22 protein-coding genes, 1 tRNA gene and 1 other RNA gene are annotated in these 21,938 nt (G+C 65.4%); 6 read left to right on the top strand and 18 right to left on the bottom strand.

Going from position 1 to position 21,938, the window contains the following annotated elements; all coding sequences use genetic code 11:
* Positions 1–63: 63 nt before the first annotated feature.
* The 5 genes from OIU93_RS08450 to rnpB all read right to left on the bottom strand — a co-directional run bounded on the left by OIU93_RS08450 (position 64) and on the right by rnpB (position 3,927).
* A complete protein-coding gene (locus tag OIU93_RS08450) occupies positions 64–1,524 on the bottom strand; it encodes a glyceraldehyde-3-phosphate dehydrogenase (RefSeq protein WP_264269654.1) in 1,461 nt (486 codons plus the stop codon).
* Between the two features lie 183 nt (positions 1,525–1,707).
* Positions 1,708–2,709: an alpha/beta fold hydrolase gene (locus OIU93_RS08455; protein WP_264269655.1), complete on the bottom strand. Its 1,002-nt coding sequence runs from the start codon at positions 2,707–2,709 to the stop codon at positions 1,708–1,710.
* Positions 2,694–3,011 carry a hypothetical protein gene (locus OIU93_RS08460; protein ID WP_264269656.1) on the bottom strand — a complete coding sequence of 106 codons (318 nt, stop codon included), beginning with the start codon at positions 3,009–3,011 and terminating at the stop codon, positions 2,694–2,696. Before OIU93_RS08460 ends, OIU93_RS08455 begins: the two co-directional genes overlap by 16 nt.
* A 66-nt stretch (positions 3,012–3,077) precedes the next feature.
* Positions 3,078–3,290, bottom strand: a complete 213-nt coding sequence (locus OIU93_RS08465; RefSeq protein WP_264269657.1) for a hypothetical protein — start codon at positions 3,288–3,290, stop codon at positions 3,078–3,080.
* A 271-nt stretch (positions 3,291–3,561) separates the two neighbouring features.
* An RNA gene (rnpB, locus tag OIU93_RS08470) (RNase P RNA component class A) lies at positions 3,562–3,927 on the bottom strand.
* 124 nt (positions 3,928–4,051) lie between these two features.
* Between rnpB and OIU93_RS08475 the strand changes: the two genes are divergently transcribed.
* Positions 4,052–4,840 (top strand): YaaA family protein, encoded by a 789-nt coding sequence (locus OIU93_RS08475; protein WP_264269658.1) that lies wholly within the window; start codon positions 4,052–4,054, stop codon positions 4,838–4,840.
* Here the strand turns inward: OIU93_RS08475 and OIU93_RS08480 are convergent.
* The 4 genes from OIU93_RS08480 to OIU93_RS08495 form a co-directional block, all read right to left on the bottom strand.
* On the bottom strand, positions 4,837–5,247 hold the full coding sequence (locus OIU93_RS08480) for a glyoxalase (protein WP_264269659.1): 411 nt from the start codon (positions 5,245–5,247) through the stop codon (positions 4,837–4,839). The two genes, OIU93_RS08475 and OIU93_RS08480, sit on opposite strands and share 4 nt — an antisense overlap.
* 77 nt (positions 5,248–5,324) lie before the next feature.
* Complete coding sequence (locus OIU93_RS08485) at positions 5,325–6,065, bottom strand: zinc ribbon domain-containing protein (RefSeq protein WP_264269660.1); 741 nt, start codon at positions 6,063–6,065, stop codon at positions 5,325–5,327.
* Between the two features lie 226 nt (positions 6,066–6,291).
* Positions 6,292–8,070 (bottom strand): HNH endonuclease signature motif containing protein, encoded by a 1,779-nt coding sequence (locus OIU93_RS08490; protein ID WP_264269661.1) that lies wholly within the window; start codon positions 8,068–8,070, stop codon positions 6,292–6,294.
* A gap of 189 nt (positions 8,071–8,259) precedes the next feature.
* Complete coding sequence (locus OIU93_RS08495) at positions 8,260–9,402, bottom strand: Nif3-like dinuclear metal center hexameric protein (RefSeq protein ID WP_372342891.1); 1,143 nt, start codon at positions 9,400–9,402, stop codon at positions 8,260–8,262.
* A gap of 204 nt (positions 9,403–9,606) precedes the next feature.
* Here OIU93_RS08495 and msrA point away from each other — a divergent pair, with 204 nt between their 5' ends.
* The 3 genes from msrA to epsC all read left to right on the top strand — a co-directional run bounded on the left by msrA (position 9,607) and on the right by epsC (position 11,892).
* Positions 9,607–10,149, top strand: a complete 543-nt coding sequence (gene msrA / locus OIU93_RS08500; protein ID WP_264269807.1) for a peptide-methionine (S)-S-oxide reductase MsrA — start codon at positions 9,607–9,609, stop codon at positions 10,147–10,149.
* A 95-nt stretch (positions 10,150–10,244) separates the two neighbouring features.
* Complete coding sequence (cysK, locus tag OIU93_RS08505) at positions 10,245–11,180, top strand: cysteine synthase A (protein WP_264269662.1); 936 nt, start codon at positions 10,245–10,247, stop codon at positions 11,178–11,180.
* Positions 11,181–11,307: 127 nt separating this feature from the next.
* Complete coding sequence (gene epsC / locus OIU93_RS08510; protein WP_264269663.1) at positions 11,308–11,892, top strand: serine O-acetyltransferase EpsC; 585 nt, start codon at positions 11,308–11,310, stop codon at positions 11,890–11,892.
* A 166-nt stretch (positions 11,893–12,058) separates the two neighbouring features.
* Here the strand turns inward: epsC and gndA are convergent, their stop codons facing one another.
* Positions 12,059–13,498, bottom strand: coding sequence for an NADP-dependent phosphogluconate dehydrogenase (gene gndA / locus OIU93_RS08515; protein ID WP_264269664.1), 1,440 nt, complete (start codon positions 13,496–13,498; stop codon positions 12,059–12,061).
* A 212-nt stretch (positions 13,499–13,710) separates the two neighbouring features.
* Between gndA and OIU93_RS08520 the strand changes: the two genes are divergently transcribed.
* Positions 13,711–14,436: a FadR/GntR family transcriptional regulator gene (locus tag OIU93_RS08520; RefSeq protein WP_264269665.1), complete on the top strand. Its 726-nt coding sequence runs from the start codon at positions 13,711–13,713 to the stop codon at positions 14,434–14,436.
* 102 nt (positions 14,437–14,538) lie between these two features.
* Here OIU93_RS08520 and OIU93_RS08525 read toward each other — a convergent pair whose 3' ends face one another.
* The 4 genes from OIU93_RS08525 to OIU93_RS08540 form a co-directional block, all read right to left on the bottom strand.
* Positions 14,539–15,576, bottom strand: a complete 1,038-nt coding sequence (locus OIU93_RS08525) for an L-idonate 5-dehydrogenase (RefSeq protein WP_264269666.1) — start codon at positions 15,574–15,576, stop codon at positions 14,539–14,541.
* The gene (locus OIU93_RS08530; RefSeq protein ID WP_264269667.1) at positions 15,566–16,339 is read right to left on the bottom strand and encodes an SDR family oxidoreductase; all 774 of its coding nucleotides are present in this window, start codon (positions 16,337–16,339) and stop codon (positions 15,566–15,568) included. Before OIU93_RS08530 ends, OIU93_RS08525 begins: the two co-directional genes overlap by 11 nt.
* Positions 16,340–16,379: 40 nt before the next feature.
* Entirely contained in the window at positions 16,380–17,783 is a 1,404-nt protein-coding gene (locus OIU93_RS08535) for a GntP family permease (protein WP_264269668.1), read from the bottom strand.
* A 62-nt stretch (positions 17,784–17,845) separates the two neighbouring features.
* Complete coding sequence (locus tag OIU93_RS08540; RefSeq protein WP_264269669.1) at positions 17,846–18,361, bottom strand: gluconokinase; 516 nt, start codon at positions 18,359–18,361, stop codon at positions 17,846–17,848.
* A gap of 294 nt (positions 18,362–18,655) precedes the next feature.
* On the opposite strand from OIU93_RS08540, the gene OIU93_RS08545 reads away from it, so the two are divergent.
* The gene (locus OIU93_RS08545; RefSeq protein ID WP_264269670.1) at positions 18,656–18,841 is read left to right on the top strand and encodes a CsbD family protein; all 186 of its coding nucleotides are present in this window, start codon (positions 18,656–18,658) and stop codon (positions 18,839–18,841) included.
* A gap of 167 nt (positions 18,842–19,008) precedes the next feature.
* On the opposite strand, the gene OIU93_RS08550 is transcribed toward OIU93_RS08545, so the two are convergent.
* The 4 genes from OIU93_RS08550 to argE all read right to left on the bottom strand — a co-directional run bounded on the left by OIU93_RS08550 (position 19,009) and on the right by argE (position 21,771).
* Positions 19,009–19,081: transfer RNA gene (locus tag OIU93_RS08550), tRNA-Val, on the bottom strand.
* 191 nt (positions 19,082–19,272) lie between these two features.
* Positions 19,273–20,190, bottom strand: coding sequence for an MFS transporter (locus tag OIU93_RS08555; RefSeq protein ID WP_264269671.1), 918 nt, complete (start codon positions 20,188–20,190; stop codon positions 19,273–19,275).
* Positions 20,111–20,548 carry an MFS transporter gene (locus tag OIU93_RS08560; RefSeq protein WP_264269672.1) on the bottom strand — a complete coding sequence of 146 codons (438 nt, stop codon included), beginning with the start codon at positions 20,546–20,548 and terminating at the stop codon, positions 20,111–20,113. The genes OIU93_RS08555 and OIU93_RS08560 overlap by 80 nt, the downstream gene beginning before the upstream one ends.
* A 50-nt stretch (positions 20,549–20,598) precedes the next feature.
* Positions 20,599–21,771 (bottom strand): acetylornithine deacetylase, encoded by a 1,173-nt coding sequence (gene argE, locus OIU93_RS08565; protein ID WP_264269673.1) that lies wholly within the window; start codon positions 21,769–21,771, stop codon positions 20,599–20,601.
* Between the last annotated feature and the right edge of the window lie 167 nt (positions 21,772–21,938).

Below are 21,938 nucleotides of genomic sequence, written 5' to 3' on the forward strand. Positions count from 1 at the left end.
CGCTGCCTTCCGGTTATCCGGAAGGCAGCGCCCGCTTCTATTCCCCGATTGGGGAAGGACCAGCTAGACCGCTGCAGGCTCGGTCACGGCCATGGCCGGAACCGCCAGCGGGTGCGTGCCGGCCATGGTTTCAAGGACGCGGACCACTTGGCAGGAGTAACCGAACTCGTTGTCGTACCAGACGTAGACAACGGCGTTCTTGCCGGTGGCGATGGTTGCCAGGCCGTCGACGATGCCGGCGCGGCGCGAGCCGACGAAGTCGGAGGAGACGACCTCGGGTGAATCGATGAAGTCGATCTGCTTGTGCAGCTCGGCTCCCAGGGATGCCTCGCGCAGGTAGGTGTTGAGCTCTTCCTTGGTCGTCTCCGTCTCAAGGTTGAGGTTCAGGATCGCCATCGAGACATCGGGGGTGGGAACGCGGATGGCGTTGCCAGTCAGCTTACCCTCGAGCTCCGGAAGGGCCTTGGCCACGGCCTTGGCTGCACCGGTCTCGGTGATGACCATGTTCAGCGCCGCCGAACGGCCGCGACGCTCGCCCTTGTGGAAGTTGTCAATGAGGTTCTGGTCGTTGGTGAACGAGTGGACCGTCTCGACGTGGCCGTGGATGACGCCGAAGCGGTCGTTCAGGGCCTTGAGCACCGGGGTGATCGCATTGGTGGTGCACGATGCGGCGGTGACGATCTTGTCCTCGGCGGTGATGTCCTTGTGGTTGATGCCGTGGACGATGTTCTTCAGGTTGCCCTTGCCCGGTGCGGTCAGCAGTACGCGGGAAACGCCTTTGGCCTGCAGGTGCTGGGAGAGGCCTGCCTCGTCGCGCCAGCGACCGGTGTTGTCCACCACGATGGCGTTGTCGATGCCGAATTCGGTGTAGTCGACGGTGGTCGGGTCATTCGAGTAGATGACCTGGATCAGGGTTCCGTTGGCGAGGATGGTGTTGTTCTCCTCATCCACGGTGATCGAGCCGTCGAACGGACCGTGGACGGAGTCGCGGCGCAGCAGCGAGGCGCGCTTGACGATGTCGTCGTCCGAGCCCTTGCGGACAACGATGGCGCGCAGGCGCAACCCGTAGCCGCCGCGTTCGATGAGGATGCGGGCCAGCAGACGGCCGATGCGGCCAAAACCGTAGAGGACCACGTCGGTGGGCTCGGCGTCGGTGGCGCCGGACTTGCCGACCTTCTCGCCCAGTTCCTCGGTGAGGAAAGCGGTGAGATCGGTGGAGCCGGATTCGGTGAACTTCTTGTTCAGGCGTCCCAGATCGATGGCGACGGCCCCGAGGTCCAGCGTTTCGATGGCCTGCAGCAGCGGCATGGTCTGCTCAAGGGGCAGCTCCTCGCCTTCGATGCGGCGGACCACGCGGTGTGCCTTGAGGATGTTGATGGCCGACTGGTTGATCAGCTTGCGGCCATAAATGGAGGTCACCACGTTGTTGTTGCGGTACAGGCGCCCGATCAACGGGATCATGGCCTCGGCGAGCTCTTCGCGCCCGCTCCATTCCTGTAGGGCTTCGACAGACTGCTGGGTCACTGAAAATCCTTCCAAATCAGCCGGCTGGCGATCCTCAAGCCGGTTGTTACCGTAAAAGCACCTTTGCAGAAACGGTTGTTCAGGGGGTAGCAGGATCATTCCCCCGTGGAGCACTAGGGCCCGAAACCATTCTAGTATGCCTGCGCGGAGATCCACGGTGCGGGTCGGTGAGGTCTCTCACACCTACTGGCTCTTCGGGGTCTCGGACGCCGGGGTGCGTCCTGGGCTCCGGTACGGAGTCGCCTTCGTGGCCCATGGATCAACGCCGTGCTCGAGCCAAACCAAGGTCTGCTGCCAGAACGTGGACTTGTGCATGTCGTGAAAAAGCCCGAAGTGCCCGATGCCCTTCTGGCCGTAGGCTCCCGGTTCCAGGAAACGTGTGGTGGACGGCGCGTGCGGTGTGTAGGCCAGGGTGCGGGCGATCGCCGGCGCGGAGGCGTACGGGTCGTCGGTGGTGGCGACCGCGAGGATGGGTGCCTGTAATCCACGTTGGGAGGCGCGGAGTCTATTGCGCAAGGCGGGCGGTGCATTCAACGTGAAGTCCTTGCGGCCGCGTGCCCAGTCCAGTGCGACTCCCCGGGGCAGGTCCTCGAGCCATCCGCTGCGCTTGCCCGGGAAGAATCCGCTGGCCAATGTCAACATCGGCATGACCAGGTGCCATCGGGCGATGAATCGTGCGCGGTGGCCCGTCGCGTAGTCACGCCAGTGTGCATGCTGCGCACCGACGGTCAGGATGCGGGTGAGGTGGCGGGATTCGGGCGCAAGCCCGACGCCGAACCCGCCAAAGCTGTGGCCCACGAAGTGCAGGGGCAGATGCACGTGGTGGTTCCGGGCCCAGCCGAGGACCGCATCGATGTCATAAAGGCCCCAGTCATGCCATCGCGCCCGGAATCCGCGCAGCGACCCGGGTGCGGAGGCGCCGATCCCGCGGTAGTCGAAGGTGATGGCGCTGAAGCCGTGCTCCGCCAGAAAGGCGGCGTAGCGGCGGTAGTATCGCGCCGTCACGCCGGTAGCGCAGGCAATGACCACGATGCCCTTGACCGGAACCGTGTCCGAGGTGTCGGGGGCCCGTCCGTTCGGTTCAAATACGTGTCCGTACAGGATCTGCCCGTCGCTGCACGAGACTTCGATGGGGGTGGCCGGCGGCGCGATTCGTTTATCGCTTTGTACTATCGCGGGGTCCATGGTTCCTGTGGCGAATCATCGGAACCGTCGGCCGCCTCATGCGGGTGGCCGGGTGGTTGGTGCGGGAAACCTGCAAGGGGGTCCTTGTCCTGGCCTTGGGCCGACTCAAGGACCTGGCGTTTTTGTTCCTCCCGTGCCTGTTGGGCGGCCGTGCCGGAGGGTTGGTAGAAGGCGTTCAGGGCATCGAAAAATCCCGAGGCTCCGTCACCCCCGCCTTCGGTGGGAAAGGTGAACTTGGAGGCAGCCCACAGCAAACCGATGCACAGCACCGGTATCCCGATCAGCCAGAATAGCCACTCCATGCCTTGAGTCTAATGCTGTGGCAGGGGTGCCGGGGCGAGGCGTGTGCTCCGGCACCCCTGGGGTGTTCAGGCGACAAGTACGGTATCTGCCGACACCGGCGATTTCCGGATCTCGTCCAGACCTTCCACCTGGGCGGCTTCGGCCACCTTGGCCATCGGGATGTCGTGTTCCAGGGCGGCCGCCACGATGGCGTCGAGCGCTTCGATTCGTTCGTTCAGGAGAATGCGGGCGGAGGCCACGTCTTCTGCGGCGGCACGAATCAAGTCCAGTTGATGCACGGTGTTGTCCTTTCGTACGCGTCGAGTTTTGCAGGAGACAGTCTAGTCAGGCGTCGTCCGCTGCTCAACCGAAACTTGCAGGTTGTGGATGCCCTGGGTTCGGCGCCTGTGCGTGGAAGTGGTCCGGGTAGCAGGCTGCACGAGGGCCGGCAGCGTGGCGGTCGCCCTCGGGTTGGTCAAATGCGTGCGCGCGGCCGATCCTTGATGCCAAGCTCGGTGCAGTTGTTGAGCCTGGCTTCCCACGGGTCGCCCGGGAGGCACGGGATTGTGGTGGACGGGATGGCCGATACGCCGGGTTTTGTGTCGCGGTCGGTTACCCGAATCGCGGTGACGATCATCTATCTAGGAGTGCCGTTGCCGACACCCTCGAGCGGTCCACCCGACTACATTGAGCGAACAACCCAGTAGTCTGTCTGACCTTGCTCCGGGTGGGGTTTACCTAGCCGCTCCGGTCACCCGGAGCGCTGGTGGTCTCTTACACCACCGTTTCACCCTTACCCGCACGAATGCGGGCGGTCTATTCTCTGTGGCACTGGCCTGCGGGTTTCCCCGAGTGGGCGTTACCCACCACCCTGTTCTGTGGAGCCCGGACGTTCCTCGGGCCACTTGCGTGGCACGCGATCGTCTGGCCATCCCGTCCAGCATTCAAGTCTAGTCGCTTTTGCACTGCTCTCCGCACCAGAGAGGCGGCAAACTCCCATCTGGTGGTTGGCGGCGTCAACGAATCAGGAACTGGGGCGACGGAAGACTAGGCTTGACCGGTGTTGATTTTGCTTCCGCCCTCCGAGGGCAAAGAACCCGCCGGCAACGGCGACCCCTTTGATCCCGATGCCCTTCAGTTCCCGGAGCTGAAGCCGCATCGCCACCAGCTGTTGGCTGCCCTGGCCGAGGTTTCCCGTGCCGATGACGCGCTCGAGGTGCTCGGCGTGGGCAAGTCGCTGGTCGCCGAAGTCACGCGCAACATCGAATTGCACACGGAACCCGCGGCTGCCGCACACACCGTATACACCGGCGTGCTTTTTGAGGCGCTGGGCTATGAACGACTGGACGCCGCGGCGCGTGAGCGAGCTGATGCGAGCATCCTGGTGATCTCCGCGCTCTGGGGAGCCGTGGGTTTTGCCGACCGGATCCCGGCGTACAGGTTGTCCATGTCGGTGAAGCTGCCCGAGATCGGCAAGCTTGCCGGTTGGTGGAAGCCGAAGCTGACGCCGGTCCTCAACGCGCGGGCCGGCGACGACTTGGTTGTTGATTGCCGTTCCAGCACTTATGCCGCGGCGTGGGTGCCGCCGGCTTCAAACTCCGTGAGCGTCTCGGTGTTCCAGTTGCGCGGGGGCGTGCGCAAGGTTGTTTCGCACTTCGCCAAGCACACCCGTGGCGAACTGGCATCGCATCTGCTCACCCGAGGGGCCGAGGTCGCGACGCCTACGGAATTGCTGGAGGCCGCACGCGAACGCTGGGAAGCCGAGCTGGTGCCCGGCACCTCACGCAAGGCGCACCAGCTAAACATCATCCTGCCGGAGGACCACGCCTTCAGGGCCGTCGGAAACTAGCTTGCGGGATTGGAACTTGCCGCGTCGGGTTCGGCGATGTCGGGTCCATCGGTCCCCGCTATATCGGCAACCAGCTCGTTTTCAAACCCGGCCGGATGCTCCAGATAGGACGCGTAGCGTGCCGGGCCACCCGCATACGGGTGTGCCTCGGCAAAGAGCAAGACAAAGCCGCGGGACTGGGCCTGCCAAGTGAGTGCGTCGACCCTTCGGCGCGATCCGGCTGAGCCGGCCAGGTGGTTGACGCCTGGTGCCTTCCTTCGATGGGGCTCGTCGAGCACATAGGGGCCCGATTCCAGCACAATGTAGTCATGCGCCCCGACGTAGCTGGTTCCGCCCTTCCAGCAAACCCCAGCCGTGTAGCCAAGTTCCTCGAACAGCCGGCCGAGAGTGCCCCGGGACGCGGCCATGTCGCGGACCCGGATCTATGTGTGGTGCAGCCGCCCGGAACCCGGCGCACTCTCACGGACATGGGCCGCGGGGTGGCCTATGCTCCCCATTCTTCACTGCGCACCAGGATGGCTCCGGTGTCGGGGCAGAAGACCAGCTCATCGGCCGGCGCAGCCTTGATTTCCCCCAGGTCGCCCGCGGACAGAGCAATGCCGCTGGCCTCGGAGGTGCCGTGGAAGAGGCGGGCCGCGCCGATGCCGTTGCGGGTGCGCAACCTCTCGTAGATGGCGATGAGTGCTTCATCGAAGGTGGCCACCAGCCTGGCGCGGGCGTCCCGGGATTCGGCAAGCTGGTCCTGCAGCAAGGCAACGGCGGCATCGCGGCGCGCCAGGTGCTTCGCGTGCTCGTCGGCTCGGGTGGCAGTACGGGCCTGCGCCTCCGCGGCCCGCTCCTGCACCTCCTCGAGAGCCGACATGAGCTCAAGCTCGGTGTCTTCAAGGTCGTTTCGACGGACGGTGAGCGAGTCGATTTCGTGTGACAGCGCCATCAGGTCTTGGTGCGTACCGGCGCCGGCATCGATGCGCTTCTGGTCCTTGCCGATGTGGGCCACGACCTTTTCCACGGCCAACTCGGATTCCTTGAGTGCTGCCGCTGCGGCGTCGACCTCGATCTGCACCTCGTCCTGTGCGGCTCGGGCCTCCTCGAGGGCAACCTGGGCCGCGGCAAGTTGTGCATCCGCGGTGGCCTCGGCGATCTGGCGGGTGAGCTTGGTGGCCTGCGAATCGAGCGCTGCCACGTCCAAGAGTCGAAGCTGTTCCGCCGGTGCTGCCTTTGCCATGGTGTCCTCCGCTGTGCGCGCCGTGGCGCTGCCGTTCCTGGTATGCCTGGGCGATCAGAGATCGCCTAGGCACAACCCTAGTCAGTCGGGGAACTTCGTGGTGATTGTGACCCGCCGGAATCTGTCGATGGCGAGGCTGGCACCGCCCGGGCACGGCCGGGAAGCCAAAGGGGGCGGCAGGCGGCACGGCATCGCAGGAGGCTCGCCTTTTAGCGGGAGTGGAGTTTCAGGCGGCTGCGGCTTCGGGATGGAAGACCCAGTTCCGCCTGGGTCTTTGGAGCGGGTCGCGCGATGCGGGAAGGACGACGTGTGGAATGCCGGCTACGACCCGGATGCCGAAGTGACCCGCGTGGAAGGCGGTGTGGCACCGGATGCATAGCAACAAACCGTTACTGACTTCTGTCTTTCCGCCTTCGGAGAATGACTTGAGGTGGTGGGCCTCGCAGCGATGGACGGGCATGGAACAGCCGGGGTTGGCGCAGCCTCGGTCGCGGGCCGCGATGGCGCGCCTCTGGCCCTTGGTGAAGAAGCGTTTGCGTCGGCCCACATCCAGGGGCTGGCCCTCCCCACCCATGACCACTGGGGTGATCCCGGCGTTGCAGGCCAGGCGGCGGGCGGCGGCGGCGGAGATGTATTGCCCGTGGCTGGTGAACCCGGCGGTTTCCAGGGCCCCGGTGAGCGCGGCGTAGTCGATCATGACCAACAATTCGACGCGGGAGTTCAAAGGCATCCCGGGCTCCGCGGCTGCGGGGTCCATCCAGGAGCGCAGGGCCTCGAATAGTGCAGCAGAGAGGCGTTGGGCGCGGCGCCTGGCGTTGGCTTCGTCTCGGGTTTCGCCGGGGTATCGGTCGTGCTCGGGCAGGCCGTAGGGGTTGGCGCATGGCAGCGGCTTGCCGACATCGTTGAATCCGGCCCGGGGACGCTGCCCGGCGGGGACGTCGGGGTTGACGGCCCAGGCGGGAATCTCGGGGGCGTTTTCAGCGTCCTCGGCGCGCTCAATGGCTTCGGCGTCGTTTGCCGTGCCCGGGATTCCGGCCTCGTCAAGGAGTGCCGGCGGGGAGACGGTTTCCGGGGTGGCGGGAGTGCCGGAAGCGGTGCGGGGATTGTTCAGGTCCTCGGCCAGGGTGCAGAGCATTTCGTGGCCCTCGGCGTCGGTGGTGAGCTCCCAGATGTAGCCGGCAGGTTTGTGGCAGCGAAAGCGCAGCCCCTCGAACCGGGCCCTTGCGGCCTCCTGCCCCTCGACGCTGGTGTGCTCAAGGTCGATGGCCACCTGCTTCAGGAGCCTGCCGACCGCGGCCTCGTCGGCGGTGTGAAGGGTGCGGGCAACTTGCTTCTCCAGCGCGGCGCGGGTCTTCTCAGGGTCCGGTTGCGCCTCCAGGGACGGTTCCAAAGCGGCGAGCTTCGCCGCTGCGTTGGCCAGGACCTTGGGGTCGGAGGAGCCGCCAGCCAGCGCCCGGCCGAGGTGCGGGAAGGTCGGCGGCAGCGTGGTGCCGTCCGGGCCGTTGTGCTCCATGAGCCGGGCGTGGGTGCTGACGCGGTGGGCAGCCTGGAAATAGCTCAGGTGCAGTTGGTTCTTGAGGAACTCGGCGGTGTCGCGGTGCAGGGGCTTGCGGTCGGGGCCGGTCACTGCATCCGCCGGCAGGCCGCTGGTGCCGGCGACAAAACCGGCCGCGTCTTTCAGCACCTGGTTGGTTTCGGCCAGCGGCGCTTCGGTGAGGGTGTGGACCTCGGCGGCCTCGCAGGTGCCGGCGGCCAGGACCTGCCCGTAGGACCCGGTGCGGAAGAGGCATTCGGCCAGTTGCGCCAACGCGGCGGCCCGGACCGGGGAGCCGGCCGCGGAGGCGGCCCCCTGCTCCAACAGGCGGCGGGCGACCAGGTCAACGGCGGCCAACAGACGCAGCGGATCGACGGGGGTGCCGGGACCGGAAGATGCTCCGGTGCCGGTCCCCAAAGCCCCACCGAGTGCGGCGAGGGCCGAGTCGATGATGCCGGCCGGTGTGTCCATGGGATCCATGGTGCTCCCCGGACATCGGTGCCCGCCAGCGCCGGCATGGGTTCTGTGGATAACCCCCGCGGGCCGTCCAAGCGGGCACGAACGGCGCGGATGCAAAAGATGCGGTGCGCGCTCCCTGCCCGGGAAATCCGGGAGCGGTGAGCGCGCACCGCATCGAGGCAGGTGGGTGGGGTCGAGCGGTTACGGCGTGAGAATGAAGTCCCAGGGATCGGTGTTGATGGCCGAGACGCCGACCTCCACATCGTGTCCCAAATCGTGCAGGACGTTCTTCAGCGCGTCGGCGGCGGTGGGCAGCCACAGCCACTCGGAAGCGAAGTGGGAAACGTCGATGAGGTAGGGCTTGCCGTTCAATGCGGCTTCGCGGGCCTCGGATGCGGGGTGGTGGCGCAAATCGGCGGTCACGTAGACATCGGCCTCGGCGGCACGGACGGCATCGAAGAGCGAATCCCCCGCCCCTCCACACACGGCGACCTTGCGCACGATCCCTGCGCGGTCCCCGGCCACGCGCACTCCGCCGGCCACCGAGGGCATCGCGGAGAAGACGCGGGAGGCGAACTCGTGCAGCTGCAGCGGTTCGGGCAGCATGCCGACCCGGCCGATGCCTTCCTCGGGCAGCCCGTCCTTGGAGGGTGCCAGCGGCTGCGTCTGGGTCAGGCCAAAGATGTCGGCCAGCACGTCGGAGACCCCGCCGATGGCCGAGTCCGCGTTGGTGTGGGCGGTGACCAGCGCGCAGCCGGATTCGATGAGCAGGTGCACTGCCTCGCCCTTGAACCCGGTGGCGGCCACGGAGTTGACCGGGCGCAGCAGCAGCGGGTGGTGGGTGACCAGCAGGTCGGTGCCGCGGGAAACCGCGTCGGCCACCACCTCAAGGGTGGGATCGACGGCGAACATGATCCGCTTGACTTCGCGTTCGGGGCGCCCGACCACGGGTCCGACGGTGTCCCATTCCTCGGCCAGCGAAGCGGGCCAGAGTTCCTCGACGGCAATCAGCACCTGTCCGAGGGTGGGAGTGGACAGCATGGCTTCCATCTGGCCGGATGCCGGTTCTTCGGTCTCGGTGCCGAACCGGGCAGGCGCGGCGGTCGAGGCGTTCCCGGAAGCCACGGCCTGCCCCGCTGCGCCTGTGCCCGCCGCGGCGGAATCGAGGGGAGAATCGTTGCCGGGTGCGGTCGTGGGCATGCTCGACGGCGTCGATGCGGCCGCCACGGCGCCGGGGGCGGCGGGATTTGCCTCCGTATGGGCGGTGCCGGCGCTTTCCTGGTCGGCCGATCCCGGCCCGGAGACGATACGCATGCCGTGAGGCTGCTGCTTATTGCTCTGCATGCATCTACCGTATCCGGATCGGCCCCGAATGCCCTCATGTGCTGGCCGCATTTTGCGCCCGTGCCGTGAGCAGGGGGCGGCGGCATCGGACCCGCGGGAATGAATTGGCGGCGCCTGTGCTTGAGTGTAAGTGTGAATGATTTCTCAATTTCCAGCACACCGATCCGCTTTTCTGCCACGACCCGGGGTCCCGCCGGTCAGGAGCTGACCACCTTTGTGCTGGCCGGCGGCTGTTTTTGGTGCCTTGATGCCGTCTACCAGCGCACGCGCGGAGTCCACGCCGTGGTGTCCGGATACACCGGCGGTTCCGACCCCGCCCCGAACTACCGCACGGTCTGCGGAGGAAATACGGGACACGCCGAAGCCGTTGCCGTAACATTCGACCCCGCCGTCGTTCCGGACGAGGTCATACTCGACATGTTTTTCACCACCCACGACCCCACGACGCTCAACCGCCAGGGCTACGACGTCGGCACCCAGTACCGCTCGGCGATGTACCCGCTTGACGCAGCGCAGGAGTCGATTTTCCGCGAAAGCGCGCTGAAGTTCGGGGAGCTCTACCCCGATCCGCTGGTGACGGCTTTCGAGGTCCCGGGTGACTTTTTCGTGGCCGAGGGAATCCACCAGGACTACTACAACCGCTTCCCCGAAGAGGGGTACTGCCGGGTCATCATCGACCCGAAACTGGCCAAGGCCAGGAAATATTACGCAACATGGCTCGAGGAACCCGCCGCCGAGCGGTCCTGACTAGGCTTGTACCTGAGGTTCCCGGCGCGTCACTGCCCGACGGGACCGTGCCTGAACGGCCCATTCCGCTTCCACACCCAAGGACAAAGGACACCATGTCGAAGATCTACAACGACGTCACGCAAATTGTTGGCCGCACCCCGCTGGTGCGCCTGAACCGACTGGGTGCCGGGCTGCCGGGCAACATCGCCGTGAAGCTGGAGTTCTACAACCCGGCCAACTCGGTCAAGGACCGCATTGGCGTTGCCATCGTTGACGCCGCCGAGGCCTCCGGGGACCTGCGCCCGGGCGGCACCATCGTCGAGGGCACCTCCGGCAACACCGGAATCGCCCTGGCCATGGTCGGAGCGGCCCGCGGCTACAAGGTGGTGCTGACCATGCCCGAGACGATGAGCACCGAGCGCCGCGTGATGCTGCGGGCCTTCGGCGCGGAGATCGTCTTGACCCCGGGTTCCGAAGGCATGCGCGGCGCCGTGGAAAAGGCCAAGGAAATCGTCGCCACCACCGACAACGCCATCTGGGCGCAGCAGTTCGCCAACGCCGCCAACCCGGAGGTGCATGCAGCGACCACCGGTCCTGAGATCTGGAACGACACCGAGGGCGAAATCGACATCTTCGTGGCCGGCATCGGCACCGGCGGCACCATCACCGGTGCTGGCCGCTTCCTCAAGGAGCAGAAGCCTGGCCTGCAGGTCATCGCGGTCGAGCCGAAGGATTCGGCGATCCTCAACGGCGGCAAGCCGGGCCCGCACAAGATCCAGGGCCTGGGAGCGAACTTCATCCCCGAGGTGCTGGACACCGAGCTGTACGACGAGGTGCTTGACGCCTCGATCGACGACTCGGTCGCCATTGCCCGCGCGCTGGGGACGCAGGAAGGCATCCTCGGCGGCATCTCCGGCGGCGCCGCCGTCTGGGGGGCCCTGGAAATCGCCAAGCGCGAGGAAAACGCCGGCAAGCTCATCGTCGCCGTGATCCCCGACTTCGGCGAACGTTACATCTCCACGCTGCTCTTCGACGACATCCGTGGCTAAGACTGCCGATCCGGTCGGTGTCGGTTGGGGCGCGCGGGAAACCACACGCCCCGACCGGCACCGCTTCGGGCTTCACCCGCAGCTTTCCGGCCAACAGCCGGATCGCCGCACAAACAAAGGCCAAGGTTTGAGATTCTTTTCCCGACTAGCCGAAGACTTGCGCGGGGCAAGTGCGCATGATCCCGCCGCCCGCGGGCAGGCCGAGAACTTCCTGGCGTACTCGGGCCTCCATGCGATCTGGATCCACCGGCTGACCCACCGGCTGTGGCAGAACCCCAGGACGCGCTTTCCTGCGCGCCTGCTCTCCCAGGCCGGCCGCTTCCTCACCGGGATAGAGATCCACCCGGGAGCCACCATCGGCCGGCGGTTCTTCATCGACCACGGGATGGGCGTGGTCATCGGGGAGACCGCCGAGATCGGCGACGACGTGATGATCTACCACGGGGTGACCCTCGGCGGGCGCTCGCTGGCCAAGGTCAAGCGCCACCCGACCATCGGTGACCGTGTGGTCATCGGGGCCGGCGCCAAGGTGCTGGGCCCGATTGTGATCGGCGCGGATTCCGCCATCGGCGCCAACGCCGTGGTGGTCAAGGATGCCCCGGCGGATTCCATCATCACCGGCATGCCGGCGAAGAACCGCCCGCGCACCGCCGAGGAACACAAGCCGGCCGTGGATCCGGCCGAATACATCGATCCGGCCATGTGGATCTAGGGCTGGCCTGATCGAACAAGTTGCGGTGTCGGAGCCGGTCCCCTTGGGGGCGGCACCGGCACCGTTTTTTGCGTCTCCGGGCGGCGGACATGCCCGCAAAAAACCACGAGGTGGTGCCACCGGTATTCCGGGTGGCACCACCTCGTGGTGGTGAAGCGCGTGTCGACTAGTGGGTGTCTTCGGCTTCGATTTCGGTCTTGTCGCCGCTCCACTGGGTGTGGAACGAGCCGGCGGTGTCGACGCGGTTGTAGGTGTGCGCACCGAAGAGGTCGCGCAGGCCCTGGGTCAACGCTGCCGGCAGGCGCTTGCGGCGCAGGCCGTCGTAGTAGGCCAGCGAGGCGGAGAACACCGGCACCGGCACGCCCAGCTGGACGGCGGTGGACACCACGCGGCGCCAGGCCGGAAGGGCAGCGGCGATGGCCTCAGAGAAGGCGGGGGCGAAGAGCAGGTTTGCAGGCTTTTCATCCGCTGCGTAGGCCTTGGTGATGTCTGCAAGCAGGGCCGCGCGGATGATGCAGCCTTCGCGCCACAGCGAGGCGATCTCGTCGAGCTTCAGCTCCCAGTTGTATTCCTTGCCGGCGCTGGTGAGCATGTCCAGGCCCTGGGCGTAGGACACCAGCTTGGAGGCGAAGAGTGCCTGGCGCACGTCTTCGACGAAGTTCTCGTCCAGCTCGACGGCGACCTCGTGGCCCGCCAGGACCTCCTGGCCGATGGCGCGCATCTCGCGCTGCGAGGACAGGCCACGGGCGAACACGGATTCGGCGATGGCCGAGGTCGGGGAGCCCAGGTCCAGGGCCGACTGCACGGTCCAGCGGCCGGTGCCCTTCTGTCCGGCGGAGTCGACGATCACGTCAACCAGCGGCTTGCCGGTCTTCGCGTCCGTGTGGGCCAGCACCTCGGCGGTGATTTCGATGAGGAAGGAGGCGAGTTCGCCCTTGTTCCATTCCTCGAAGATCGCTGCCTGGGCCGCCGGCTCGATGCCGGCGCCGGTGCGCAGCAGATCGTAGGCCTCGCCGATGACCTGCATGTCGGCGTATTCGATGCCGTTGTGCACCATCTTCACGAAGTGCCCGGCGCCGTCGGTGGAGATCCAGGCGCAGCACGGAGCGCCGTCGACGGCCTTGGCGGAGATCTTTTCCAGCATCGGGCCCAGGGCGTCGTAGGACTGCTTCGAGCCGCCGGGCATGATCGAGGGGCCCAGCAGGGCGCCCTCCTCGCCGCCGGAGACGCCGATGCCCACGAAGTGCAGGCCCTTTTCGGCCAGTGCGGCCTCGCGGCGGCGGGTGTCCACGAAGTTGGAGTTGCCGCCATCGATGATGATGTCGCCCGCCTCGAGCAGCGGGATAAGCGAATCGATGACCGAGTCGACGGGGCCGCCGGCCTTGACCATGATCAGCACGCGGCGCGGGGTCTCAAGGTTCTGGACGAGTTCGGCCAGGGTCTCGGTGCGGATGAAGTCGCCCTCGTCGCCGTGCGCGGCCAGCAATGCGTCGGTCTTGGCGACCGAGCGGTTGTGCAGCGCCACGGTGTATCCGTTGCGGGCGAAGTTGCGGGCGAGGTTTGCGCCCATGACGGCTAGGCCGGTGACGCCAATCTGTGCAGGCATGAAGTCTCCATCGTTGCGATTTTGCTGGGCCGGGCGAATACCGGCACGAAGGAGCGCCGGGCACGGCTCCGTGACTTCTGTCCACTTTAGTTTGTCTGGCGTCTCCATGGCCAGAAGAACACGCCTCGTTGCCATTTGTTGCCCCGGAAACACGTGGCTTTTTGCCTGTTCACTGGGAAATTTGTGCAGTTGATTCCCGATAGGATTGGCTTATGCCCAATAGCCTGCACCAACGAGCCGTCGACCATCTCGGAAGCCGCATTGTCGACGGATCCATTCCCGCCGGCGACGTGATCCTGGCATCCGAGTTGGAGGGCGAGCTGGGGGTCTCCCGGTCGGTCGTTCGCGAGGCCGTACGCGTTTTGGCCTCGGCCGGCCTGGTGGTTTCCACCAAGCGCGTCGGGATCCGGGTATTGGCCGCCGAGCACTGGAACCCCTTTGACCCGCTGGTCATCCGCTGGCGCCTGGCCGGAGACGGTCAGGGCGCGCAATTGCGCTCCCTGACCGAGCTTCGCGTGGCCGTTGAACCCATGGCAGCCGAACTCGCGGCAGAGCACGCGCCGCCGGAATTTTGCGGCGAGTTGCTGAACCTGGCCGCCCGGATGCGCCATGCCGGCCGTTCCGGGGACCTGGCGTCGTTCCTGGAGCTGGACATCCGCTTCCACGCGCTGGTGTTGGCGGCCTCGGGCAATGAGATGTTTGCGAACCTGGCCAATCCGATCGGCGAGACGCTGCGGGGACGCACCGAACTTGGCTTGATGCCCGAGCACCCCCACGAAGAAGCGCTGGCCTGGCACCAGGCGGTCGCCGACGCGATTTCCGGCCGCGAGCCACACCGGGCGAGGGAATCCATGGAGCTGATCATGCGCCGCACCAATCAGGAGATCTGCGGCGTGTGGGCGGATCGGCCGCGACTCTTCCCGCAGCCCCAGGCCTAAGACCCGCAAGCGAAAGGCGCTCCGCCGGATCCCCTATGGGAGTCTGGCGGAGCGCCTATGTTTTTTGCGGTATGTCGAAAGCTGACCGGGTGAAAGCAGCGGTTAGAACTTCAGCAGGACCTTACCGGATACAGCGGAGTCCTTCGCCACGGCGAAGGCGGCAAGGGCCTGGTCGACACCGAATTCGTGGGTGACGACGGCCGAGACGTCCAGTGTGCCGTCCGCAAGTGCGCCCAGCACCTCATCGATCTCGTCGTTGAAGCGGAAGGAACCGACCAGTTCGAGCTCACGGGTGATGGCCAGCGAGATCAGTGCCGGCTGCTCGCCCGAGGGTAGCAGGCCGACCATGACGATGCGCCCTCCCCGGACCGTGCCGCGAACCGCCGAGGCCAAGCCGCGGTGGTTTCCGCTGGCCTCGATGACCACGTCGGCCTCGATCTCGGCGATGGCGTCGACGTCATCGGCCTTCAAGGTGGTGGTCGCGCCGGCTGCCGTGGCGATTTCCAGCGGGCGATCGAACATGTCCACCGCGATGATTTGAGCGGCACCTGCCCGCTTGAGCACCGCAACGGCCAGCACGCCGATGGGACCGGCGCCAATGACCATGACCCGCTTGCCGGCAACCCCGCCGGCGCGGGAGACGGCGTGCCAGGCCACGGCGGCAGGTTCGGCCAGGGCGGCATCGCGCAGCGCAAGCCCCGCCGGCAGTTCCCGCAGCATCCGCGCGGGCAGGTTCACCGCTGTGGCAAAGGCACCCTCGGTGTGCGGGTACCGTGCCGCGGAGCCCAGATAGGTGCAGCCCGGGGAGAGGTTGGGCCTCTCCCCGGGGTAGCGTGCGCCGGAGCCGCCGGGGGTGGCGGGGTGCACCGCGATGCGGGTGCCGGCCGCGGGGCCGGTTCCATCGGCGGCCGCGGCGAGGACCGTGCCGACGATTTCGTGGCCCAGGACCATGGGCGCCTTGAGGATGGACTCCCCCGCCGCCCCGTGCATCCAGTAGTGCAGGTCCGATCCGCAGATGCCGCCGTAGGCGATGGCGATCTGCGCCTCGTGCGAAGCCGGCGCGGGGACCTCGATGGCCTCGACCCTAAGGTCGCCGGCGGCATGGGCCACCACGGCGGTTGCAGGGGTGCTAGACGACAACTGTCATGCCTCCGTCGATGAAGATGGTCTGGCCGTTGACGTAGTTGGATCCGTCCGAGGCCAGCCACACGGCGGGGCCGGCCAGGTCGGCTACGGTGCCCCAGCGCCCGGCCGGGGTGCGGCCCAGGATCCAGGAGTTGAAGTCTCGATCGTCCACCAGGTTCTGCGTCATCTCGGTGTGGATGTAACCCGGGGCGATGCCGTTGACCTGCAGTCCGCCGGACGCCCACTCGGCTGTCATGGCCCGGGTCAGGTTGCGCAGCCCGCCCTTGGCCGCGGTGTAGGCGGAGATGGTGGGCCGGGCCAGGTCCGTCTGCACGGAGCAGATGTTGATGATCTTGCCCTTGCCGCGCTGAAGCATGCCCCGCGCTGCCTCGCGGCCCACCAGGAAGGCGCTGGTCAGGTTGGTGTCGAGCACGCGCTGCCAGTCGGCGACATCAAGCTCCAGCAGAGGCACGCGGTGCTGGATGCCCGCGTTGTTCACCAGGATCCGCAGCGGTCCGACCTCGGCCTCGATGGCCGAGATGTTCCGGGCCACGGCGTCCGCGTCGGTCACGTCGAACGCGTAGGAGAAGATGCGGTCCGCTCCGTAGCGGGACTCGAACTCGGCGGCCGTGGCCGCCAGTGTCTCGGCATTGCGGCCGTGGAGCACGATCGTGGCCCCGGCGTCGGCCAGGCCCGCGGCAAGTTCCCTCCCGATGCCGCGCGAGGATCCGGTGACCAGCGCGATACGCCCGGTCAGGTCAAAAAGGTTGCTGCCCATGTGGATTCCTTCCCTGGGTGTTGTTCGAAGAAGTGCGGGACTAGAACGCGGCGGCGACGGCGAAGATCAGGTACGCGATGGCAAAGCCGATCACGCCGACCAGCGCCTGGCCCACGGTCCAGACCTTCAGCGTCGTCTTGACGTCCATCCCGAAGAACCGGCTGACCAACCAGAAGCCGGAGTCGTTGACGTGGCCGGCGAAGACAGAGCCTGCGGCCAGAGCCAGCACGATGGCCACGACCTCAATCTGGTTCAGGTCCGCGTTGCCCACCACCACGGGCTGGACGATGGCGGCGGCAGTGGTCAGCGCGACGGTGGCCGAACCCTGGGCGACGCGCACCACGGCGGCGATGATGAAGCCGGCGACGATGATCGGCAGGCCGAGGGCGTCGAGTGAATCGGCAACCGCGTCGCCGATGCCGCTGGCGCGCAGCACCGCGCCGAACATGCCGCCGGCGCCGGTGATCAGGATGATCGAGCATACCGGGCCAAGAGCCGAGTCGACGACGGTCTCGATGAGTGTCTTGTCCTTGTTCTGCTTGTAGCCCAGCAGGTACATGCCCAGCAACACGGTGATCAGCAGGGCGACCGGCGTCTCGCCGACCAGGCGCAGGATCTGGACCCACTGTGCCTGGCTGTCCACGATTCCGGCTGAGGCAAGGGTGTTCAGGCCGGTGTTCATGAAGATCAGGACCAGCGGCAGCAGCAACAGGGTCACGACGGTGCCCAGCTTCGGCGTGGAGGCGAAGTCGTGCTGCTCCTGGGCGGTGCCGGCCAGGATGTCCGGGATGGCGATGTTGAACTTCCGTCCCACATACTTGCCGAACAAGTGGCCTGCGAAGAACCAGGTTGGCAGGGCGACGACGAGGCCCAGCAGCAGGACCAGGCCGACATTGGCCTCGAGCAGGCCGGAGGCGGCGACCGGGCCCGGGTGCGGCGGCACGAAGATGTGCATGACGGAGAATGCGGTGGCTGCCGGGAAGGCGTAGCCCAGGAAGGAGCCACCCAGGCGGCGTGCCACCGTGAAGATGATTGGCAGCATGACGACCAGGCCGGCGTCGAAGAAGATCGGGAATCCGAAGAGCAGCGAGGCGATGGACAGCGCCAGCGGTGCGCGCTTCTCGCCGAACTTGTTGATCAACGCATTGGTCAGCACCTCGGCTCCGCCACTTGTCTCGAGCATGCGCCCGAGCATGGCACCCAGGCCGACCAGCAGTGCGACGGAGGCCAGCGTCCCGCCGAATCCGCCGGTGAGGGTCGGAATCACCGCTGCCACCGGGATGCCGGTGGCAACTGCGGTCAGCAGCGAGATGACCACGAGTGCAACGAATGCATGGATGCGCCATTTGATAATGAACAAAAGCAGCAGCAGGATTGCGCCCACGGCAATGGAGAGGAGCGCAGGTGTCCCCAGCGTCCAGTTCATGACTAACTCGTCGGTCATCATTGTCCTTCGGAGGTATAAGGATGTCGGGTGATGGGGGTGGAACCGGTCGGTTCCGGATGTTACTTGTAGTTCAAGTTATTGGCCACGAGGGCCACAATGTCTTCCGGGCTATGGCTGATGTCCACTTCGATGGCGGCTTCGTCAGCTTCGATGGCCTCGAGCGCGTTCAATTGCGAGGTGAGCAGGGTCGAGGGCATGTATTCATGGCTGCGTTCGTCAAGCCGGTTCTGGATGAGGTCGGCAGGGCCGCGCAGGTGGATGAAGAGCGTGGCTGGCTCATGGGCACGCAGCAGGTCGCGATAGCTGCGCTTGAGTGCGGAACACGCGATGATCGCAGGGGTGCCGCTTTTGGAACTTCTGGAAAGTGCGTGGCCAATGGTCGCGAGCCACGGCTGGCGATCGGCGTCATCCAGCGGATGGCCCGCAGCCATCTTTTCCTTGTTGGACGCGGGGTGAAGATCGTCGCCGTCAGTGAACGTCGCACCGAGTTCCTCCGCAAGCATCTTGCCCACCGTGGATTTACCGCATCCAGAAACTCCCATAACGATCATGGGCGGGTTGGCAAGGCTGTTCATCGTCACTCCATCGTGGATCCAAAAGTAATGTCCTACATAACATGGTGATATCGGACATAAATCTGATTTATACAGACTAGGCCTCGCCCATCCGAGTGTCAACCGAGTGTTTTCCCGAGTCCATTCGGAACGTACTCCGTCTGCGAAAATCAGCGCCGACATGCCGATGCACGGGCCTGGCCCCAAGGCCGCGGAGCTGGCTTTCCGTTCACACCCCGTGGCTCCCAGCTAATGCCAAGGTTGACTTAATAGCGTGGAACGAGTCCAGGCAAGATCAACGAAGGGAATTCCACCATGGGACTCGGAGACAAGATCAGCAACAAGGCACAGGAAGTCGCCGGCCAAGCCAAGGAAAAACTTGGCGACGCAACGGATAACGAACGGTTGCAGGCCGAGGGCATCAAGGATCAGGCGGCGGCAAGGGCCAAGCAGGCCGGGGAACACGTCAAGGATGCTGCCAAGGACGTTACAGACAAATAATCAGTCCTTCGACCCAATACAAGTGCTTCGTGGCCCCGAGACAAGTCTGGGGCCGCGAAGCACTTTTGCATTCGAGCGTTCGCCCGCATTGCCGGCTATGTTTTGGCTTAACGAAAAGATCCCTCGAGGGAATCGACTTACGTCATTCCCTCGAGGGATCTTGCGTGTGGGCCCTACCGGGATCGAACCGATGACATTCACGGTGTAAACGTGACGCTCTACCAGCTGAGCTAAAGGCCCCTGGAACAAGCACTTTCCCGGAACATTTCCGATCGAGTGCGTTGCAACAAGAAGATAATCTAATACAGACATCCCTGACTTGGCAAATCGCGCGTCCGAATCGCGTGAACCGGACAAGCCGGTCCAGCGCAGGCCCGAGGCCACCAGACGGTACCCAAGGGAACTATCCGGCGGCCCGACCTCCCCCTTGGCTACGCCTGCGCGTAGCGTTTACGCACGAAGTAGAGACCCACGAGGGAAATGACGGCAATCGCCATGTAGTAGAGACTCGGGGCGTTCAGGGAACCCGTGATGCTCAACAGCCACGTGAGCACGAGGGGCGCGATGCCTCCGAGCAGGGTGACTCCGACGTTGTAGGTGACGGCGAGCCCAGTTCCGCGGATGGCTGCCGGGAACAAGGCCGACAGCAGCGCCGGCATCGGGCCGAAGTAGAAGGCCATGATCACTCCGAGGAGCGCAATGACAATCACCATGACCGGCACGGTCGGGTTGCTGACCATCAGCTGGAACAACGGCCAGGCCAGCAAGAGCGCCCCGACGGCCGCATAGGTCATGACTTTGGCCGGGCCGACCCTGTCTGCAAGATGCCCGACAAACGGGACCCCGATCAGCACGATAAGACCCGCAACGACGCCGCCAAGGAAAGCAGCGGTGGCAGGGATCCCCAGGTTGGTCACGGCAAAGGTCGGCATGTACAGGATCATGTAGACCGAAATGGTGGCGACGCCGATGACAGCCGAACCGGCCAGCAGCCGGCCGTAGTGGTTGACCACCAGGGCCTTCAACGGAGCGTGCTCCTTCTCGCTTTGCATGAACTCCTCGGTTTCATCCAGCTTGGCACGGATGTAAAGACCAACCGGGCCGATCAGCAGCCCGACGAAGAACGGTACCCGCCAGCCCCAGCTGTACAGGTCCTCCTCGGAGAGCCACTGCGTCAAGCCATAGCCGAAGGCCGAGGCCAGCAGCATGGATGCGCCCTGGCTGGCGACCTGCCACGACGAGTAGAAGGCCTTCTTGTTTGGAGCGGTTTCAATCAGGAAGGCCGTTGCCGTGCCGAACTCGCCGCCGGCGGAGAAGCCCTGGATCAGCCGCGAGACCAGGATGATCACCGCACCCCACACGCCTACCTGGGCGTAGGTATGGGGCCACCGCCATGATGAGCGTACCGACCATCATCAGCATGAGTGTCAGCGTCAGTGCATTCTTCCGCCCCTTGCGGTCGGCATAGCTGCCCAGGATCATTCCGCCCAGCGGCCTGATGACGTAGGACAGCGCAAAGGTTGCGAAGGTGAGCACAAGGGCGAAGGTCCCGTCAGACTCCGGGTAGAAGTTCTCCGCGATGACCACGGCGAAGGTCGCGTAGACGATGATGTCGAACCACTCCAAGGCGGCGCCAATCGAGGAACTGACCACTGCCTTTCTGGCAGCCGAAAGCTGCGCTGGGGTGGCCACTTGGGTGTTGGCCATGTTTTTCTCCTTGGGGGTTGGTGAAGGACCGGGCTCGGGCTGCGGCGCGGTCAGGCGCTGAGCGCCACGATCAGGTTGTCGATGAATGCCTCGCACTGGACGATCTGGTCAAGTGCGATGAACTCGTCCGGGGCATGGGCCTGGGCAATGTCGCCGGGACCGCACACCACCGTGGGGATGCAGGCGTTGAAGAACAGTCCGGCCTCGGTGCCGTAGGTGGCCTTGTCCGGGCTAGCGGTGCCGCCCAGCTGGGCTGCCAGGGCGACGATTCCCGCTTCCTCCGGGGTATCCAGACCCGGTGTCTTGGCCAGGACCTCAAATTCGACATGTGCTTCCGGGTTCCGCTCCTGCATGGCCGTTTCGATGCGCTTGGCCTCGAGGCGGAAACGCTCGATGAGCTCGATGGGATCGTCGTCCGCGATCGAGCGGAACTCGAAGTGGAGGGTGCAAACAGCCGGGATCGTGTTGACCGCGATGCCGCCCTCGATCTGGTTTACCGTCGTAGTCGTGTGCGGGACGATGAAGGCATCGTCGAAGGGGCCATCCTGGGCGAAGTCCCGTGCTGCCGAATCGACGAAGGCGGTGAATTCGGCGGCGGCGGAGATTGCATTGACGCCCTGGGTGGTCAGGGACGAGTGGGCTGCGACGCCATGGAAATCGACGCGAATGACGTTCACCGACTTGTGGCCACGGACAACGCGCATGCTGGTGGGCTCCCCCACGATGCAGCCGCGCGGCTTCAAACCTGCCTCGGTGATGGCGGCGACCAGGTCAACCGCCCCGATGCAACCCACTTCCTCGTCGTAGGAAAAAGCCAGGTGAATGGGTTCGTCCAGCTTTGCCCGGGCGATGCTCTCGAGCTTGGCCATGATCACGGCCACAAAGGTCTTCATGTCACAGGTGCCCCGGGCGTAGAGCTTGCCGTCCCGGATTTCCGGGACAAACGGGTCGCTGCTCCAGGTTTGGCCGTCGACCGGAACGACATCGGTGTGTCCCGAAAGCACGATGCCTCCGCTGCGGGTGCCGTCGGCGGCCGGGATGGTTGCCAGAAGATTGGCTTTGTTGCCCTCGGCGTTGTGGACCAGCGATGAATCGATCCCGAGGGCATCAAGGCGCCCGACAACGTAGTCAATCAGGGGCAAGTTACTGTCCCGGCTTGTGGTGTCGAAGCCGATCAGCTTCGCGATTTCCGCCATGGTCGCTTCGCTGGGTGCGTGTGACATTGCTTCTCATGGTGTTCATGGGGCCGGCCTTATTGCCCATGGTAAATCTGAAAGGGCCGCGAAGAGTGTCTCATTCCCCGGGCAGGGTGTTGCCGAGCATGAACGGGCAACGTAACACCGGAGGGCCAATTCGGCTTTGCAGATGGCAACTTGTTGCGGGAATCACG

Source organism: Paeniglutamicibacter sp. ZC-3, from assembly GCF_025847175.2.
GTDB lineage: Bacteria > Actinomycetota > Actinomycetes > Actinomycetales > Micrococcaceae > Paeniglutamicibacter > Paeniglutamicibacter sulfureus.

Bases quoted from the DNA above. Each gene is read 5' to 3' on its own strand.
- OIU93_RS08455 (WP_264269655.1), bottom strand. From the start codon at position 2,709: ATGGACCCCGCGATAGTACAAAGCGATAAACGAATCGCGCCGCCGGCC.
- gndA (WP_264269664.1), bottom strand. From the start codon at position 13,498: ATGCCTGCACAGATTGGCGTCACCGGCCTAGCCGTCATGGGCGCAAAC.
- argE (WP_264269673.1), bottom strand. From the start codon at position 21,771: ATGTCACACGCACCCAGCGAAGCGACCATGGCGGAAATCGCGAAGCTG.
- OIU93_RS08480 (WP_264269659.1), bottom strand. From the start codon at position 5,247: ATGGCCGCGTCCCGGGGCACTCTCGGCCGGCTGTTCGAGGAACTTGGC.
- OIU93_RS08460 (WP_264269656.1), bottom strand. From the start codon at position 3,011: ATGGAGTGGCTATTCTGGCTGATCGGGATACCGGTGCTGTGCATCGGT.
- cysK (WP_264269662.1), top strand. From the start codon at position 10,245: ATGTCGAAGATCTACAACGACGTCACGCAAATTGTTGGCCGCACCCCG.
- OIU93_RS08540 (WP_264269669.1), bottom strand. From the start codon at position 18,361: ATGAACAGCCTTGCCAACCCGCCCATGATCGTTATGGGAGTTTCTGGA.
- OIU93_RS08485 (WP_264269660.1), bottom strand. From the start codon at position 6,065: ATGGCAAAGGCAGCACCGGCGGAACAGCTTCGACTCTTGGACGTGGCA.
- OIU93_RS08535 (WP_264269668.1), bottom strand. From the start codon at position 17,783: ATGACCGACGAGTTAGTCATGAACTGGACGCTGGGGACACCTGCGCTC.
- OIU93_RS08495 (WP_372342891.1), bottom strand. From the start codon at position 9,402: ATGCAGAGCAATAAGCAGCAGCCTCACGGCATGCGTATCGTCTCCGGG.
- OIU93_RS08545 (WP_264269670.1), top strand. From the start codon at position 18,656: ATGGGACTCGGAGACAAGATCAGCAACAAGGCACAGGAAGTCGCCGGC.
- OIU93_RS08560 (WP_264269672.1), bottom strand. From the start codon at position 20,548: ATGGCCAACACCCAAGTGGCCACCCCAGCGCAGCTTTCGGCTGCCAGA.
- OIU93_RS08520 (WP_264269665.1), top strand. From the start codon at position 13,711: ATGCCCAATAGCCTGCACCAACGAGCCGTCGACCATCTCGGAAGCCGC.
- OIU93_RS08490 (WP_264269661.1), bottom strand. From the start codon at position 8,070: ATGGACACACCGGCCGGCATCATCGACTCGGCCCTCGCCGCACTCGGT.
- OIU93_RS08530 (WP_264269667.1), bottom strand. From the start codon at position 16,339: ATGGGCAGCAACCTTTTTGACCTGACCGGGCGTATCGCGCTGGTCACC.